Annotated in this window: 16 protein-coding genes; 5 read left to right on the top strand and 11 right to left on the bottom strand. The window is 69.8% G+C overall.

From position 1 onward, the window contains the following. Positions 1-8 precede the first annotated feature (8 nt). The 5 genes from JTJ31_RS06460 to JTJ31_RS06440 all read right to left on the bottom strand — a co-directional run bounded on the left by JTJ31_RS06460 (position 9) and on the right by JTJ31_RS06440 (position 4,404). Positions 9-794: a succinate dehydrogenase iron-sulfur subunit gene (locus JTJ31_RS06460; protein WP_207537782.1), complete on the bottom strand. Its 786-nt coding sequence runs from the start codon at positions 792-794 to the stop codon at positions 9-11. 4 nt (positions 795-798) lie between these two features. Beyond that, a complete protein-coding gene (gene sdhA / locus JTJ31_RS06455; RefSeq protein WP_207537781.1) occupies positions 799-2,610 on the bottom strand; it encodes a succinate dehydrogenase flavoprotein subunit in 1,812 nt (603 codons plus the stop codon). Between the two features lie 111 nt (positions 2,611-2,721). Beyond that, positions 2,722-3,096 (bottom strand): succinate dehydrogenase, hydrophobic membrane anchor protein, encoded by a 375-nt coding sequence (sdhD, locus tag JTJ31_RS06450; protein WP_236019910.1) that lies wholly within the window; start codon positions 3,094-3,096, stop codon positions 2,722-2,724. 38 nt (positions 3,097-3,134) lie between these two features. Further along, complete coding sequence (gene sdhC, locus JTJ31_RS06445) at positions 3,135-3,581, bottom strand: succinate dehydrogenase, cytochrome b556 subunit (RefSeq protein WP_207537779.1); 447 nt, start codon at positions 3,579-3,581, stop codon at positions 3,135-3,137. Between the two features lie 61 nt (positions 3,582-3,642). Continuing rightward, positions 3,643-4,404, bottom strand: coding sequence for a metallophosphoesterase (locus JTJ31_RS06440; protein ID WP_207537778.1), 762 nt, complete (start codon positions 4,402-4,404; stop codon positions 3,643-3,645). 110 nt (positions 4,405-4,514) lie between these two features. Here JTJ31_RS06440 and JTJ31_RS06435 point away from each other — a divergent pair, with 110 nt between their 5' ends. The 3 genes from JTJ31_RS06435 (at position 4,515) to hemA (ending at position 7,173) form a co-directional block, all read left to right on the top strand. Continuing rightward, positions 4,515-5,456, top strand: coding sequence for a Bug family tripartite tricarboxylate transporter substrate binding protein (locus tag JTJ31_RS06435; protein WP_207537777.1), 942 nt, complete (start codon positions 4,515-4,517; stop codon positions 5,454-5,456). Positions 5,457-5,505: 49 nt separating this feature from the next. After that, entirely contained in the window at positions 5,506-5,847 is a 342-nt protein-coding gene (locus JTJ31_RS06430; protein WP_207537776.1) for a hypothetical protein, read from the top strand. 108 nt (positions 5,848-5,955) lie between these two features. Then, a complete protein-coding gene (gene hemA / locus JTJ31_RS06425; RefSeq protein WP_207537775.1) occupies positions 5,956-7,173 on the top strand; it encodes a 5-aminolevulinate synthase in 1,218 nt (405 codons plus the stop codon). A 9-nt stretch (positions 7,174-7,182) separates the two neighbouring features. Here the strand turns inward: hemA and JTJ31_RS06420 are convergent, their stop codons facing one another. Together JTJ31_RS06420 and JTJ31_RS06415 are read right to left on the bottom strand one after the other, a co-directional pair. Then, positions 7,183-7,527: a hypothetical protein gene (locus JTJ31_RS06420; RefSeq protein WP_207537774.1), complete on the bottom strand. Its 345-nt coding sequence runs from the start codon at positions 7,525-7,527 to the stop codon at positions 7,183-7,185. A gap of 10 nt (positions 7,528-7,537) precedes the next feature. Continuing rightward, on the bottom strand, positions 7,538-8,926 hold the full coding sequence (locus JTJ31_RS06415; RefSeq protein ID WP_207537773.1) for an amidase family protein: 1,389 nt from the start codon (positions 8,924-8,926) through the stop codon (positions 7,538-7,540). A gap of 88 nt (positions 8,927-9,014) precedes the next feature. On the opposite strand from JTJ31_RS06415, the gene JTJ31_RS06410 reads away from it, so the two are divergent. Continuing rightward, complete coding sequence (locus tag JTJ31_RS06410) at positions 9,015-9,437, top strand: hypothetical protein (RefSeq protein WP_207537772.1); 423 nt, start codon at positions 9,015-9,017, stop codon at positions 9,435-9,437. Positions 9,438-9,458: 21 nt separating this feature from the next. Here JTJ31_RS06410 and JTJ31_RS06405 read toward each other — a convergent pair whose 3' ends face one another. The 4 genes from JTJ31_RS06405 to JTJ31_RS06390 are packed head-to-tail and all read right to left on the bottom strand — an operon-like array spanning position 9,459 to position 13,108. Beyond that, positions 9,459-10,625 (bottom strand): acyl-CoA dehydrogenase family protein, encoded by a 1,167-nt coding sequence (locus JTJ31_RS06405; RefSeq protein WP_207537771.1) that lies wholly within the window; start codon positions 10,623-10,625, stop codon positions 9,459-9,461. Between the two features lies 1 nt (position 10,626). Continuing rightward, positions 10,627-11,406, bottom strand: coding sequence for an enoyl-CoA hydratase/isomerase family protein (locus JTJ31_RS06400; protein WP_207537770.1), 780 nt, complete (start codon positions 11,404-11,406; stop codon positions 10,627-10,629). Then, positions 11,406-12,467: an acyl-CoA dehydrogenase family protein gene (locus tag JTJ31_RS06395; RefSeq protein ID WP_207537769.1), complete on the bottom strand. Its 1,062-nt coding sequence runs from the start codon at positions 12,465-12,467 to the stop codon at positions 11,406-11,408. Before JTJ31_RS06395 ends, JTJ31_RS06400 begins: the two co-directional genes overlap by 1 nt. Further along, on the bottom strand, positions 12,464-13,108 hold the full coding sequence (locus tag JTJ31_RS06390) for a 3-oxoacid CoA-transferase subunit B (protein WP_207537768.1): 645 nt from the start codon (positions 13,106-13,108) through the stop codon (positions 12,464-12,466). Before JTJ31_RS06390 ends, JTJ31_RS06395 begins: the two co-directional genes overlap by 4 nt. A gap of 194 nt (positions 13,109-13,302) precedes the next feature. Between JTJ31_RS06390 and JTJ31_RS06385 the strand changes: the two genes are divergently transcribed. Then, positions 13,303-15,054, top strand: coding sequence for a putative bifunctional diguanylate cyclase/phosphodiesterase (locus tag JTJ31_RS06385; RefSeq protein ID WP_207537767.1), 1,752 nt, complete (start codon positions 13,303-13,305; stop codon positions 15,052-15,054). Positions 15,055-15,278 lie beyond the last annotated feature (224 nt).

Below are 15,278 nucleotides of genomic sequence, written 5' to 3'. Positions count from 1 at the left end.
GAGAGGCGTCAGGCGCCGTGCCGCTCGACCAGGAGCTGCTTGATCTTGCCGATGGCGGCGGCCGGGTTCAGCCCCTTGGGGCAGGTCCGGGTGCAGCTCATGATGGTGTGGCAGCGATACAGGCGGAACGGGTCTTCCAGGTTGTCCAGACGCTGGCCCGTCGCCTCGTCGCGGCTGTCCGCGATCCAGCGATAGGCGGCCAGCAGCACGGCCGGGCCCAGGAAGCGGTCGCCGTTCCACCAGTAGGACGGGCAGGCGGTGGAGCAGCAGAAGCACAGGATGCATTCCCACATCCCATCCACCTTGGCGCGCTCATCCTTGCTCTGGCGGCGCTCCTCGTCGGGTGGGGGCGGGGTCTCGCTCTTCAGCCAGGGCTCGATGGAGCGGTACTGGGCGTAGACCTGCGACAGGTCGGGCACCAAGTCCTTCACCACCGGCATGTGCGGCAACGGGTTGACCCGCACCTCGCCCTTCACCTCGTCGATGGGCTTCAGGCAGGCGAGGGTGTTCAGCCCGTCGATGTTCATCGAGCAGGAACCGCAGATGCCCTCGCGGCAGGAGCGGCGGAAGGTCAGCGTGCTGTCGATCTCGTTCTTGATCTTGATTAGCGCGTCCAGGACCATCGGGCCGCACTTGTCCATGTCCACCTCGTAGGTGTCCATGCGCGGGTTCTCGCCCGTATCCGGGTCCCAGCGATAGATCTTGAACGCCTTGACGTTCGTGGCCCCGGCGGGGGCCTTGAAGACCTTGCCTTGTCCGACGGTGGAGTTCTTGGGGAGCGTGAAAGTCGCCATTGGCTCAGTACACCCGCGCCTTGGGCGGGAAGACCTGGACCTCGTTGGTGAGGGTCCGCATCTTCACGCCGCGATAATCCAGGGACACCTCGCCCTTGTCGTTCACGGAGGCGAGGGTGTGCTTCATCCAGTTCTCGTCGTCGCGCTCGGGGAAATCCTCGTGCGCATGGGCGCCGCGGCTTTCCTTGCGCGCCTCGGCACCGACGATGGTGGTCAGCGCATTGCCGACGAGGTTGTCCAGCTCCAGCGCCTCGACGAGGTCGCTGTTCCAGACCAGCGAACGGTCCGCGATCTTGAGGTCGGACAGGCCAGCGTGGACCTTGCGCATCTTCTCCACGCCCTCGGCCAGCAGCTCGCTCGTGCGGAACACGGCGGCGTGGTTCTGCATGGTCCGCTGCATCTCGAGACGGATCTCGGAGGTGTGGGTCGTGCCCTTGGCGTTGCGGATGCGGTCGAACCGGTCCAGCGCCTTCTCGCCCGCCTTGGGGGGCAGGGGTGCCTGGGTGGCGCCGGGCTTGATCGTCTCGACAGCGCGGTGCGCGGCGGCGCGGCCGAACACCACGAGGTCGAGCAGCGAGTTCGTGCCCAGGCGGTTCGCGCCGTGCACGGAGACGCAGGCCGCCTCGCCCACCGCCATCAGGCCGGGGACCACCGCGTCCTCGTCCTCGCGGGTCGGGCGCAGCACCTCAGTGTGGATGTTCGTGGGGATGCCGCCCATGTTGTAGTGGACGGTCGGGAGCATCGGGATCGGCTCCTTGGTCACGTCCACGCCCGCGAAGATGCGCGCCGTCTCGGAGATGCCGGGCAGGCGCTCATGCAGGATGTCCGCGCCCAGGTGCTCCAGGTGCAGGTGGATGTGATCCTTCAGCGGGCCGACGCCGCGGCCCTCGCGGATCTCCATGGACATGGCGCGGGAGACGACGTCGCGGGAGGCGAGGTCCTTCGCGGTCGGCGCGTAGCGCTCCATGAAGCGCTCGCCCTCACTGTTGGTCAGGTAGCCACCCTCGCCGCGCGCGCCCTCGGTCACGAGGCAGCCGGCACCGTAGATGCCGGTCGGGTGGAACTGCACGAATTCCTGATCCTGCATGGGCAGGCCGGCGCGCAGGATCATGCCGCCGCCATCGCCCGTGCAGGTATGGGCGGAGGTGCAGGAGAACCAGGCGCGGCCATAGCCGCCGGTCGCCAGCACCACGCTCTGCGCGCGGAAGCGGTGGATGGAGCCGTCCTCGAGATTCCACGCCATGACGCCGCGGCAGGCGCCCTCATCGTCCATGATGAGGTCGAGGGCGAAGTATTCGACGAAGAACTCGCAATTGTGCTTGAGGCTCTGCTGGTAGAGCGTGTGCAGGATGGCGTGGCCGGTGCGGTCGGCGGCGGCGCAGGCGCGCATCGCCGGCTCCTTGCCGTAGTGCTTCATGTGGCCGCCGAAGGGGCGCTGGTAGATGCGCCCATCCTCCGTGCGGCTGAACGGCACGCCGTAATGCTCCAGCTCGATGATCGCGGGCACGGCCTCGCGGCACATGTACTCGATGGCATCCTGGTCGCCGAGCCAATCCGACCCCTTCACGGTGTCGTACATGTGCCAGCGCCAGTCATCCTCGCCCATGTTGCCCAGCGCGGCGCCGACGCCGCCCTGCGCCGCCACGGTGTGCGAGCGTGTGGGGAAGACCTTGGTGATGCAGGCCGTCTTCAGCCCGGCAGCGCCCATGCCGAAGGTGGCCCGAAGCCCCGCGCCGCCCGCGCCGACCACCACCACGTCATAGGTGTGGTCCACGATGCGGTAGGCGCCGCTGGAAGGCATGGTCATGGCGTTCATCGCGAAATCCCGCTCCGCTCGCGCTCCTTGTCGGAGCGCCCTCGAAACTGCAGCCGGAACCGCCCGGCCTCGAACAGAAAATCGGCGCGGGATGGCCCCGCGCCAGCATTGTTACGCCGCGGCGACGATCCGCACCACCGCCACGGCACAGGCCAGGGCGAGCAGGACGGAAACGGCCTTGATCGCCAGCACCGCCAGCATCTGCGCCGTCTCGGGGCGGACATAGTCCTCCGCCACCACCTGCAGCCCATTGGCCATGTGGTGGAAGGTGGCGGCGATCAGCGCCAGCAGCAGCACGGCGTTGAAGGGCCGCGAGATCCACAGCACCGTCTCGACATAGGAGGCGCCGGCCAGGCCGATCATGCTGAACACGAACCAGAAGGTCAGCGGCAGCAGCGCCAGGGAGGTGACGCGCAGCATCCACCAGTGATGGGTGCCCTTGCGCGCCGAGCCCAGCCCCCGCACCCGCCCGAGGGCGGATCGCATCGAAGCCGGGCTGCTCGTCTCGTTCGCCATATCTTGCGTCAGCCCCAGAAGATCAGCGCCAGGATCCAGGTCAGCACCGTCAGCACGGCCGTGCCGATCAGCACGGCGCGGCCCGTGGCGTACATGGTCGGCAGCTCGAAGCCGAAGCCCCAGTCCCACAGGAGGTGCCGCAGCCCGGCCAGCGTGTGATACCAGGTCACCGCCGTCAGCCCGAACAGCACCAGCAGGCCCAGGAAGGAGCCAAGGAACCACTGCACGCGGGCGAAGGATTCCTCGCCCGTCGCGGCGGCAACCAGCCACCACACGAGCAGCAGCGTGCCCGCGGACCAGATCGCCCCCGTGATGCGGTGGGTGATGGAAAGCGCGCTGTTCATCTGCATCATGTCGTAGACCTGCAGATGCGGGGAAAGCGGGCGTCGGACGGGGGTTCCGTCGGAACGCCGGCCCGTCATCAAGGCCTCGCGCGCGTCATGTTGGGTCGTCATTTGAGCTGGGCTCCGGCCTGCCTTGCCTCGCGCCCGTCTTTAAGGACGGGCTGCCACCCGGTCAATCCGCGGTCGGACCGGAATCAGGCACGGCGAAGCCGTGGCGCAGCACTTCCTCGCCATCCAGGCGCAGCACGGCATAGCCCGGCGCCTCGCCGGTCGGACGCAGCCGCTGCCCCGGACGGAAATCCAGCGCGAAGGAGGAGGCGGTGCCCCGCACCCCGAAGCTGGGGATGCCGTGCCACGTGCCGGCGATGTCGCGATGGACGTGGCCGTGCAGCATCGCCCGGATTCGCGCGCGATGCGGGCGCAGCACCTCCAGCAGCGCCGGCGCGTCGCGCAGGCCGATGGCATCGAAGCCGGGGATGCCCACACGCATCGGCGGGTGGTGCAGGGCCAGGATGATCGGCCCCTCCGCCTCGTCGAGTTCCCGTGCCAGCCAGTCCAACCGCGCGCGGCACAGCCGGCCGCCCGCCTCGCCGGGGGAATGGGTGTCGAGGGTGACGAGTCGCCCCGCCGGGGTGTCGCGCGTCTCCTGCACGAAGCCCTTTCCGCCGAAATGGCGCCGGAAGGCATCGCGGTCGTCGTGGTTGCCGATCATCGGCACGACCGGGAAGGGGAGGGCGGCCAAGCGGTCGCGCAGCCAGGGATAGGTGTTCTCGTAGTCGTCATGCCCGATATCGCCCGTCGCGACGGCCAGCACGGCGGGCCAGACGCTGCCCGGCCCGTGCAGGGCCACGAGGCTGTCCAGCACCGCCTCCAGCCTTTCGCGGCCGCCCTTGGGCGTGCCGATGTGGAAATCCGACAGGTGCAAGAGGATCATGACGCGGCGCATGATTGACCCATGCGGCCGGGGAGGGAAGTCTCGCCGGAGGCAACCGGCGGATCGGGCCGGGATTGCGCTTCCGTCGCCATGTTGCCTGGGGAAACGCCGTGAAGCGCCTGCTTGCCCTGCTGCTTTGCGCCTGCCTTGCCGCCGGGGCCGCGCGCGCGGGGGAGCCGGTGCGGCTGCTCATCGGCCTGGCGCCCGGCAGCGCAGTGGACCAGATGGGCCGCCTCCTGGCGGACGGACTTGCCGACGAGCTGGGTCGCCCTGTCGTGGTGGAGAACCGCACCGGCGCCCGCGGCAACGTGGCGGCCGAGGCGGTGGCGCGCGCCAATCCGGACGGGTCGGTGCTGGGGGTGGTCTCGGCAGCCACGCTGGTGCTGAACCGGCACCTTTCGCGGCGGATGGGCTATGATCCACAGGCAGATCTGACCCCCATCAGTCGCTTCGCCGCCCAGCCCTTTCTGGTGTTGGTCCCACCGCGCGACGGGCCCCGCGACCTGGGTGAGCTGATCGAGAATTTGAAAGGAAAAACAGGCACTTGCGGGACGCCGGGTGCGGGGACTCAAGCCCATCTGGTGCTCGACATGCTGCTGCGTTCGGCGGGGGCGCGCTGCGACTTTGTCCATTACAGAAACAATGCAAGCGCTATTCCAGATTTGCTTGATGGGTCGCTTCAGGTCTATGTCGGCTCCGCTGTCATCGGATTGCCATGGGTCCAGGAGGGGCGCGCGCGATTACTCGCCGTTACCTCCCGGGTGCGTTCCACCCTATTCCCCGAGGCGCCCACGGTGGGTGAGACGGTCCCCGGCTTCGAAGCCGAGACCTGGATCGCCCTGATGGGACCCCGCGGTATGGAGGAAGCCCTGGTGGCGAGGATCGAGGCAGCCGCCATCGCCGTCGCGCGTGACGTCGCGGTGGTGAATCGGCTCCGGGCCATGTTCGCCGAACCCGTTGGGGAAGGGCGGACGGAACTCGCCGCCACCATCCGCGCGCAGGATTCCATATGGGGGCCGGTGGCCCGCGCCGCCGGAGTGACCGCTGATTGACGCTGCACAGGAAGCCACCATTCCTCGGAAGCTTGGTTTCAAGCCTGGGATGGTGTGCGCCGTCCTCGAACCGCCGGCCGGCTTCAAGCATGGCCTTCCCGCGACCAATGCCTCGGAGCCCGAGCTGATCCTCGCCTTCGCCCCCGACCGCGCCGCCCTGGCGCGGGTGGCGGCGAAGGCGCTGGATCTCTACGGCGTCGGTGGCAGGCTGTGGTTTGCCTATCCGAAGAAGACCGCGAGCATCCGCACCGACCTGGACCGCGACCATGGCTGGGAGCCGCTGACCCAAGCGGGCCTCCTGCCGGTGACGCAGGTGCCGCTCGACCCCACTTGGTCGGCGCTGCGCTTCCGCCTGCGTGAGGAAATCCCCACCCTCACCCGCAAGGCCTGAGGCGCGACGCGCAGGTTGATCCTGCGCAAGGCGCTTGCTTGCATTCCGGGGCAAGGGAGGGACATGCTCCCTTGTCCCATCTCGCCCCCCGGCGCAGGGTCCCGCCCGATGAACGCCACACGCTCACGCTTCCTCAACCAGTGCCGCCAGGGCCTCGATGCCCTGCAGGCGGAAGGGCGTTACCGCGAATTCGCGAAGCTGGAGCGGGAGGCGGATCGCTTCCCGGTCTATCGCCATGAGGGCCGGGACGTCGTCGTGTGGTCCTCCAACGACTACCTGGGCATGGGGCGGCACCCGGCGGTGATCGCCGCCGGGCAGGCGGCGCTGGCCACGCAGGGCGCGGGGGCGGGCGGCACGCGCAACATCTCCGGCACCTCGCCGCTCATTGCGGCGCTGGAGGAGGAGCTGGCGACGCTGCATGGCATGGAGGCCGCGCTGCTCTTCGGCTCGGGCTATGTCGCCAACCAGGCGGCGATCTCGACGATCCTCACCTCGCTGCCCGGCTTCTACGTCTTTTCCGACGCCAAGAACCACGCGAGCATGATCGCGGGGATGCGCGGCCTGCCGGGGGTGACGCGCCACATCTTCCGCCACAACGACCTCGCCCATCTCGAGGAGCTGCTGGCCGCGGCCCCCGCGGACGCGCCGAAGCTGATTGCCTTCGAGAGCGTCTATTCCATGGATGGCGACATCGCCCCCATCGCCGCGATCTGCGACCTGGCCGAGCGCTTCGGCGCCATGACCTATCTGGATGAGGTCCATGCCGTCGGGCTCTATGGCGCGACGGGCGGCGGCATCAGCGAGCGCGACGGCATCGCCCATCGCCTGGACGTGATCGAGGGCACGCTGGCCAAGGGGTTCGGCGTGGTCGGCGGCTATGTCGCGGCGCGGGCGGAGGTGGTGGACCACATCCGCTCCAACGCCTCCGGCCTGATCTTCACCACCTCGCTGCCACCGGCCACGGTGGCTTCCGCCCTCGCCTCCGTCCGGCACGTGAAGGGGGACGGGGCACTGCGCGGCCGCCTCGCGGCCCAGGCGCGGCTGCTGAAGGGCAAGCTGGACGCGGCAGGCATCTCCCGCCTGCCGAGCGAGAGCCATATCGTCCCCGTGTTGGTCGGCGAGGCCGAGGCGTGCCGCGCCGTGGCGCGCCGCCTCCTGGCCGAGTTCGCGATCTACGCAACCCCCATCAACTACCCCACCGTACCGCGAGGCGGGGAGCGGCTGCGGCTCTGCGCCACGCCCTTCCACACCGAGGCGATGATGGACGCCCTGGTCGTGGCGCTGCGCGCCGTGCTGCCGCGCGCCGTCCTGTCCCGGGCCGCCTGACGCGGCCTGTCAGGGCGTCGCGGTCATTCCATTGGCGTTGATCGTCAGGTTGGGCGTCGCGCAGGGATCCACCCCCGCCACCTCACCGGCGCGGCCCGTCGCATAGACCACGCGGAAGGCGCGCGGCCCCGGGCCGATGCGGAAGATGCGCTGGGCGCCGGGCGCCAGAGTGCCGGGGACCAGCAGATCCTGGCCCCATTGGCCGGGCGCCCCGGCGAAGAACTGCTCCACCTCCACCGGGGCCGCATTGCGGACCACCATCACCCCGTCGCAACCGCGCCCGGCGGCTTGCTGGGCGACCGGTCCGGCACAGCCAGCCAGAAGGAGCGGAAGCAGGACGGGAAGGGCGCGCATGGCGCCCATCCTACACCCAGGCCGGGTCCACGGGCGAGATCGGCTCGGGCGCCAGCGCCTCGCCAGCCTGGAGCAGCAGATCCTCCCGATAGCGCCCGGCGACGAGCTGCACGCCAACCCCCACCGCGCCGGTGGTGACGGCCAGGCCAGGCAGGCCGAGAAGCGGCAGCCCCACCTGGGGAAGCTGCGCCTCGATGATCCCCTGGAACGCCTCGAACCCTTGCGTGTCCAGCTGGTCGGGGAAGGGGGTGCGGCCGCAGACTGGCATCAGGACCACGGGATAGTTCTGGAAGAACAGGTTCCACTGCCGCAGGAAGCCGGCGCGGGCGGTCAGCGCATCCTGGAAGGCCGCGAGGTCGGGCGGCGGGCACAGCTTCGCCATGTGCTGGTGGACGGCCAGCGCGGCGGGCTCCGCCTCCCGTTCCACGAGCGCCATGCCGCCGCGCGGCAGCAGGGCAAGCCAGAGCTGCGCCTGGAGCCGGGCCGGCTCACGCAGCGGCGGCAGGGTGTCGGTCTCCTCCACCTCCCACCCCGAGTCGCGCAGCCGGGCGGCGGCGTCGCGCAGCGCCTTCTCCACGGCGGGCTCCACCTCCATCCCGTCGGGGCGCACGCACAGCGCGACGCGGCGCGGCACGGGCGGGCCTTCCAGCGGCGCCGGAACCCACCACGGGTCGCGCGGGTCGAACTCGCTCATCGCCGCAAGGGCGAGGCGCAGATCGGCGATGGAGCGGGCCAGCGGGCCGGACACCGCCATCAGCTGCCCGCCAATGTCGCGCTCGGGCAGGGAGGGGTTCCAGGCCGGGATGCGCCCCAGCGTCGGCCGCAGCCCATGGATGCCGCAGGCATAGGCCGGAAAGCGGATCGAGCCGCCGATGTCGGTGCCGTGCCCGATGGCACCGATCCCCGCCGCCGTGGCCGAGGCCGCGCCGCCGGAGGAGCCGCCGGGGGTCAGCCCCTTGTTGTGCGGGTTGTAGGTGGCGCCATGCAATGCGTTGTCGGTGAACCAGCGCACGGAGAAGGCCGGGGTGTTGGTGCGCCCCAGGATGATGGCGCCGGCCTTGCGCAGATTCGCGACAACGGGGTTGTCCACCTCCGCCCGGTGGTTGGCTTGCAGGCGCAGCCCGTTGGTGGTGGCGCAGCCCGCCTGGTCCACGTTGACCTTCACCGTGACCGGGACGCCGGCCAGCGGGCCGGGCTCCTCGCCGCGGGCGAGGGCGGCATCCACCGCCGCAGCCGCCTCGCGCGCCTCCGATTCCAGCGGCTGCACCACGGCGTTCAGGGCGGGATTCACCGCCGCCATGCGGGCCAGCGCCGCCTCCGTCACCTCGCGCGCGGACACGTCCCGCCCCCGCACCCGCCGCGCCGTTTCCGTGGCGGTCCAGCCGTGAATCGCTTCCATCCGCACTAGCCCTATACGGGGCTCTCCCGATTGCGAGGACGATGGTCCCGGCGGCATGGTCCGGCGTCAAGGAGCCTTCAATTTCGTCATGTCCGCCGTCCTTCGTTCTGCCGAGGTCCAGCCCCTGCACCGCCCCCGTTCCTCCTGCGCCTGGCTGCCCGAGAAGCGCCGCGCGCACATCGTCCTCGAAGGCGACGTGACGGGGAGTGATTATGTCGGGCTGCTGCGCCAACTGCTGACAGCGCATCCCGAGGCGGCGCTGCATGACTGGGTCTTCGACCTGCGCGCCTATCGAGGCTCCATCCGGCACGAGCACGTGGAGGAGGTCGCGACCCTCTACCACACGGTCGCGCGCGGACGGGACGACCGGGCGATCACCGTGCTCGTGACGCCCGATCCAGGCTTCGTCCACTGGGCGGTGCTGCTGCGGGTGCAGTTCCGCCCGCGCCGCTTCGAGGTGGTGCAGACGATGAACGAGGCCGAGGCGATGCTCTCGGCCCCGGAGTGGTGAGCTACCCGTGGTGAAGCAGGGCTAGCCCAGTTCCAGCACGTTCTTGGCGATGATGTTGCGCTGGATCTCGCTGGTCCCGCCATAGATCGTCGTCGGTCGCGCCTGGATGTAGAGCGCGCCAGGGTTGAGGTTGCGGTTCCCCTCCATCGGGCCGAACAGCGCACCATTCTCCCCGGCGATGGAGAGCGCCGTCTCGGTGATGCGCTGGAACAGCTCGCTCTGCACGATCTTCAGCTGCGACACGTCGGCGCCGAGCGGACGCCCGGCCTTCAGCACTGCGACATAGCGGGCATAGAGGGACTTCAGATCCTCCAGGTCGCAGCGGTGCTTCGCGTAGGTGGCGGCGAAGACCGGCTCCTCCGCCACGCCCATCCGCTCCGCCAGCTGGCGCAGACGCGTCAGCGCATAGGCGGACTGGCGGGGCGAGCCGAGATAGATGCGCTCGAAGGAGAGTAGCGCCTTGGCCATGTCCCAGCCCTTGTTGAGCTGGCCGACCAGGTTCTCCTTCGGCACCTTCACATTGTCGAAGAACACCTCCGAGAACTCGTCATGCATCTCGAGGTTGATGATGGGCCGCACGGTGATGCCGGGGCTCGTCATGTCCACGAGGAGGAAGGAGATACCCTCCTGCTTCTTCGCTTCCTTGTCCGTGCGGACGAGCAGGAAGATCCAGTTCGCGTCGCCGGCCAGCGTGGTCCAGATCTTCTGGCCGTTGACGACGTAGTGGTCGCCCGCATCCACCGCCTCGGTGCGGAGGCTGGCGAGGTCGGAGCCGCTATTGGGCTCGGAATAGCCCTGGCACCATACGTGCTCGCCGGACAGGATCTTGGGCAGGAAGCGCTGCTTCTGCTCCTCCGTGCCGTAGCGGATCACGAGGGGGCCGAGCATGACGATGCCGTGGTCGTTGGTGCGGGCGCAGCCCCAGCGCTCCAGCTCCTCCGTCCAGATGATCTGCTTGGCCGGCGACAGGCCGAGGCCGCCATATTCCCGCGGCCAGCCGGGGCAGAGCCAGCCTTTCTCGGCCAGCTTCATGTACCAGGGCTTGTTCTCGTCCCAGTGCAGCCGCTTCTCCGGGTTGCGGATCTCGGCCGGGTAGTTGGCCTCGATCCAGGAGCGGATGTGCTGGCGGAACTCCTCGTCGGGGAGGAGGTTCAGGTCCTGCTTCTCGCGGGGCGTGATCGCATTCATCTCAGCGCCCCCCGAAGACGGGCTTGCGCTTGCCCAGGAAAGCCTCGCGCCCTTCCTTGTGGTCGGCGGTGGCGAAGAGCGCGGCCTGCCAGTCGGATTCCTTGGCCAGCGCCGCCTCCATCTCGTCGGAGAACCACTGCTTCATGTAGGCGATCGGCAGCGGCGCCTCGGCCGCCAGGGCCCGCGCCTTCTCCATCGCCGCCGCCAGCGCCTGGCCCTTGGGCGCGATCGCGTCCACGAGGCCGATGCCGAGCGCCTGCGCGCCGGTGTACTGGGTGTGGAACAGCATCATGTCCCGCGCACGCCCCAGCCCGATGCGGGCGGGCAGCGTCATCGGCAGGGCAAGGTCGGCCATCAGCCCGATCTTGTGGAAGCCCAGCACGAACTTGGCATCCTCGGCCGCCACCACGTGGTCGCAGAGCAGGGCGAGCGAGCAGCCCGCCCCCGCGGCCCAGCCTTCCACCGCGGCGATGATCGGCACGTTGCCGCGCGCCATAAGCCGCACGAGGCGATGGGTGCGGCGCATCCGCTCCCGCCCCTCCAGCGGCGTCTCCACATTCATGCCGGAGATGTCGCCGCCCGCAGAGAAGATCCCCTCCGCACCGGTCAGCACGATGCAGCGTGTCCCGTCGGATTGCGCCTTCTCCAGCGCCGCTTCCAGCTCCGTCCGCAGCGGCACCGCAAGGGCGTTGCGCCGCGCCGGGTAGTCGAGGGTGAGGACGAGGATGTCGCCCTCGCGTTCCGCGTTGATCCGCATGCGCGGGGTCTGGTTGCCGTCCATCACGCGTCCTCCGTCTCGGGTTCCAGGGCCATGAAGCGGGCGCGGTGCAGCGCCGCCCCGCCGAAGCTCGGCACCAGCACCATGGCACGGCGCAGATGCAGCCCCTGGTCGTATTCGTCCGTGTAGCCAATGCCGCCATGCAGCTGCAGCGCCGCCTGCTGCACGGCCATGGCCGCGTCGCTGGCCCGCGCCTTGGCGCGCGCGACGATGGCGGGGCCGCCCGTGCCCTCGTCCAGCTCGAAGGCCGCTTCCTCCACCGCCGCGCGGGCGAGCGAAAGCTGCACGCGCGCATCCGCCGCCTTGTGCTGCAGGGCCTGGAACTTGCCGATCACCGTGCCGAACTGCTTGCGGGTGCGGAGGTAGTCGAGCGTCATGGCGAAGCTCGCCTCCATGCCGCCTAGCAGCTCCGCCGCAGTCGCCAGCGCCGCACGGTCCAGCGCGGCGGCGATGGCCTCGCCAAGCCCGGTGGCGATGGGGGCGGGAAGCGCACCCTTGGGCCGCACCGTGCCGAAATGCCCGCCATCCTGGCGCTGCTCGGTTTCCAGCGTGACGTCGCTGGCGGGGAGGAGGTGCAGGTTGCCGCCCGACACGAACAGGAAATGCGTGGCGCCCGCCGCCATGGGCACGAAGCGGCGCGGCCCGTCGCCCGTCGCCGGCTCCAGCGTGTTGGGGCGATCCTGCCAGGCGGTGAGCACGATCGCCTCGCCGGAAAGCATCTGCGGGAGCAGGTCATGCCCGGCGGCGGCGAGCAGGGCGGCAGAAAGCTGGAGCGACGTCAGCGGCTCTGGCGCGCAGGCGCGGCCCAGTTCCTCGGCTAGCGCTGCCATCTCGGCATGGCCGAGGCCGGTGCCGCCCTTCGCTTCCTCGATCATGAGGCCGATCCAGCCCGCCGCGCCCATCTCGCGCACCAGGGCTGGGTCGAAGCCCGGTTCGGTGAAGCGCAGCTTGCGCACCCGCGCCATGTCGGCGCCCAGCAGGCCCTGGGCGCTGTCGCGGATCATGCCGATGCTCTCGGCCCGGTCCTCGCTGAAGGGCGCCAGCCCCGTCGGGTCGGCGCTCATGCGCGGGCGTGCAGCTTGGCGCCGGAGCGCGCCTGCAGATCGGCGAGGCTCATCCCCGGCACGATGTCGCGCACCACGAAGCCCAGCCCCTGCACCACGTCCAGCACGGCGAGGTTGGTATAGACGCGTGTGACCGTGCCCAGCGCGGTGAGCGGATAGCCGCAGCGCTCCACGATCTTGGGACGGCCATCCTTGGTCTGGTGGTCCATGGTCACCCAGATCTGCTTGGCCCCGGCGCCCAGGTCCATCGCGCCGCCCACGGCGGGGGCGGTGTCGTTCTCGCTGGTCGCCCAGTTGGCGAGGTCGCCATTCTCCGCCACCTCGAACCCGCCCAGCACGCACAGGTCGATGTGCCCGCCGCGGATCATCGCGAAGCTGTCGGAGTGATGGCAGAAGGAACCGCCGGGTCGCAGCGTGACCATCTGCTTGCCGGCATTGATCAGCCAGGGGTCTTCCTTGCCCCTCTCCGGCGCCGGGCCCATGCCCAGCACGCCGTTCTCGGACTGGAAGATGACCTCGCGCTCCAGCGGCACGTGGTCGGCGATCAGGGTCGGGATGCCGATGCCCAGGTTCACCACCCAGCCCTCGGGGATGTCGGCGGCGGCGCGGGCGGCCATCTCGGTGCGGCTCATCGGCTGCATGGCATGTCTCCTCTGCCGGCCAAGCTAGGACCGCGCGGCGGCCCGGTCCAGACACACCCGATGCCGCCGTGCCCCGCCGGTTTCGTGCGGTGCGGAGGCGTCCCGCCAAGTTGTGGCGAGGTTTTGACTTCTGTATGCAGGAGGCTGCCGCCCTGGCCGGGGCATGTGGCGGGCTCAGCGGAAGGAAGCGAAGCGTGGAGCGGGTCCTGGGACAGCTTTCCCTTGCCCTTGTCGAGCATATCAGGGCGACCGGCGCGACGCAGGAGCAGTTGCTCCAGGAAAGCATCGAGTATTTCCGCGGCATCGCCGATGCCTCCCCGGGCGTGATTTGGCTGACCGACCCCGCGGGTGAGTGCATCTTCGTCAATCACCGCTGGACGGAGATCACGGGCCAGGATGGCCAAGCCGCGCAGGGCATGGGCTGGCTGGACAGGGTACACCCGGAGGACCGGCCCGCGGTGGAGCGCAGCTTCGCCGAGGCCAATGCGGTGAAGGGCTGCTTCCGCGCCGAATATCGCCTCTTGCGGGAGGACACGGACGAGGTCTGCTGGGCGCTCGACACGGCCTCGCCGCGCTTTTCCGCCTCCAACGAGTATCTCGGCTATATCGGTGCGGTCACGGACGTGACGGAGCGGCGCCTCGCCGAGGAGCGGGCGCTGTTCCTCGCTTATCACGATCCGCTGACCGGCCTTGCCAATCGCCGCCTTCTCCGTGACCGCCTGGCGAATGACCTTGCCGCGCTCCGTCCGGGGGCGGGGCTGGCCCTGCTCTGCCTCGACCTCGACCACTTCAAGGCGATCAACGACACGCTGGGCCACCCGGCGGGCGATGCGCTGCTTTGCGAGGCGGCAGAGCGCCTGCGGAGCTGTGCGGGGCCGCGCGACCTCGTGGCGCGGCTGGGCGGGGACGAGTTCGCCATCCTGGCCGCCACGGAAGGCGAAGGGCGGCCCGAGGCCAGCCTCCTGGCCGAGCGGGCCCTTGAGGCTCTGCGCCGCCCCTATTTCCTCCGTGGGCAGCCTTATGTGGTGAGCACCAGCATCGGTGCCGTGCTCGCGCCCCGGGATGGCATGCTGCCGGATGAGCTGGTCCGTCACGCTGACATCGCCCTGTACCGTGCCAAGCGCGACGGGCGCGACGCCGCGCGATTCTTCGACTGTGCCATGGCGGAGGAGGCGGAGCGCCGCCACGGCCTGCGGCGAAGCCTCACCAGCGCGCTGGAGCGGAACGAGCTTTCCCTGCGCTTTCAGCCTCTCCGGCGGCTGAGCGACCGCAGCGTGACTGGGTTCGAGGCGCTGCTGCGCTGGATTCCGGCCGGGCAGAAAGCGGTGCCGCCGGCCGAATTCATCCCCTTGGCGGAGGAAAGCGGCGTCATCATTCCCATCGGCGAATGGGTGCTGCGGCAGGCGTGCCAAGCCGCCGCGCTCTGGCCGGACGATGTGCGGGTCGCGGTGAATCTCTCGCCCGTCCAGTTCCGCTCGCCGTGCCTCCTGGCTGCCGTGCAGGAGGCGCTGGCCGATGCGTCCCTCGCGCCCGACCGGCTGGAGCTGGAGGTGACCGAGTCGGTGCTGCTGCAGGAAGACCAAGCCAATCTGGACATTCTGTGCCGCCTGCGCGGCCTGGGCGTGCGGATCGTGCTGGACGATTTCGGTACGGGGTATTCGTCGCTCGCTTATCTGCTCCGCGCGCCCTTCGACAAGATCAAGGTGGACCGGTCCTTTGTGGCCGGGCTGCCCGGCCGGCGCGAATCCAAGGCCATCATCTGCGCCATCGCCGGGCTCGGCCGCAGCCTGGAAATCGCCGTGACCGCCGAAGGGGTGGAAACCGAGGCGCAGCTTCAGACCGTTGGGGAGATGGGATGCAGCGAGGCGCAGGGCGCGCTTGTCGGCTCTCCCATGACGGCAGGAGAGGCCGGTGCGTTGCTGGCGGGCATGCTGAGCGTGGCCTGAATGGGCGTGCGGCCCTGGGGTCATACGTGACCCTACGGAGGGACATGGCCGGAAGCCCTCCTGCCAGCGCGGCTGGCAAGCATGATTTTTCCAGGCTTTCGCCGGGCGTCCTGGGGGCACTTCCGGTGCCGCGGCAGGGCGGCGCGAAAAATCTTCGCCATGGGCGCTGATGTCCCTTGCATCCGGGGGCCGGCGCGCGTATCTGCCCCCTCCACAAGACGCAG

Source organism: Sabulicella rubraurantiaca, from assembly GCF_017355885.1.
Lineage (GTDB): Bacteria > Pseudomonadota > Alphaproteobacteria > Acetobacterales > Acetobacteraceae > Roseococcus > Roseococcus rubraurantiacus.
This window is presented reverse-complemented; position numbering and strand designations above follow the sequence as displayed.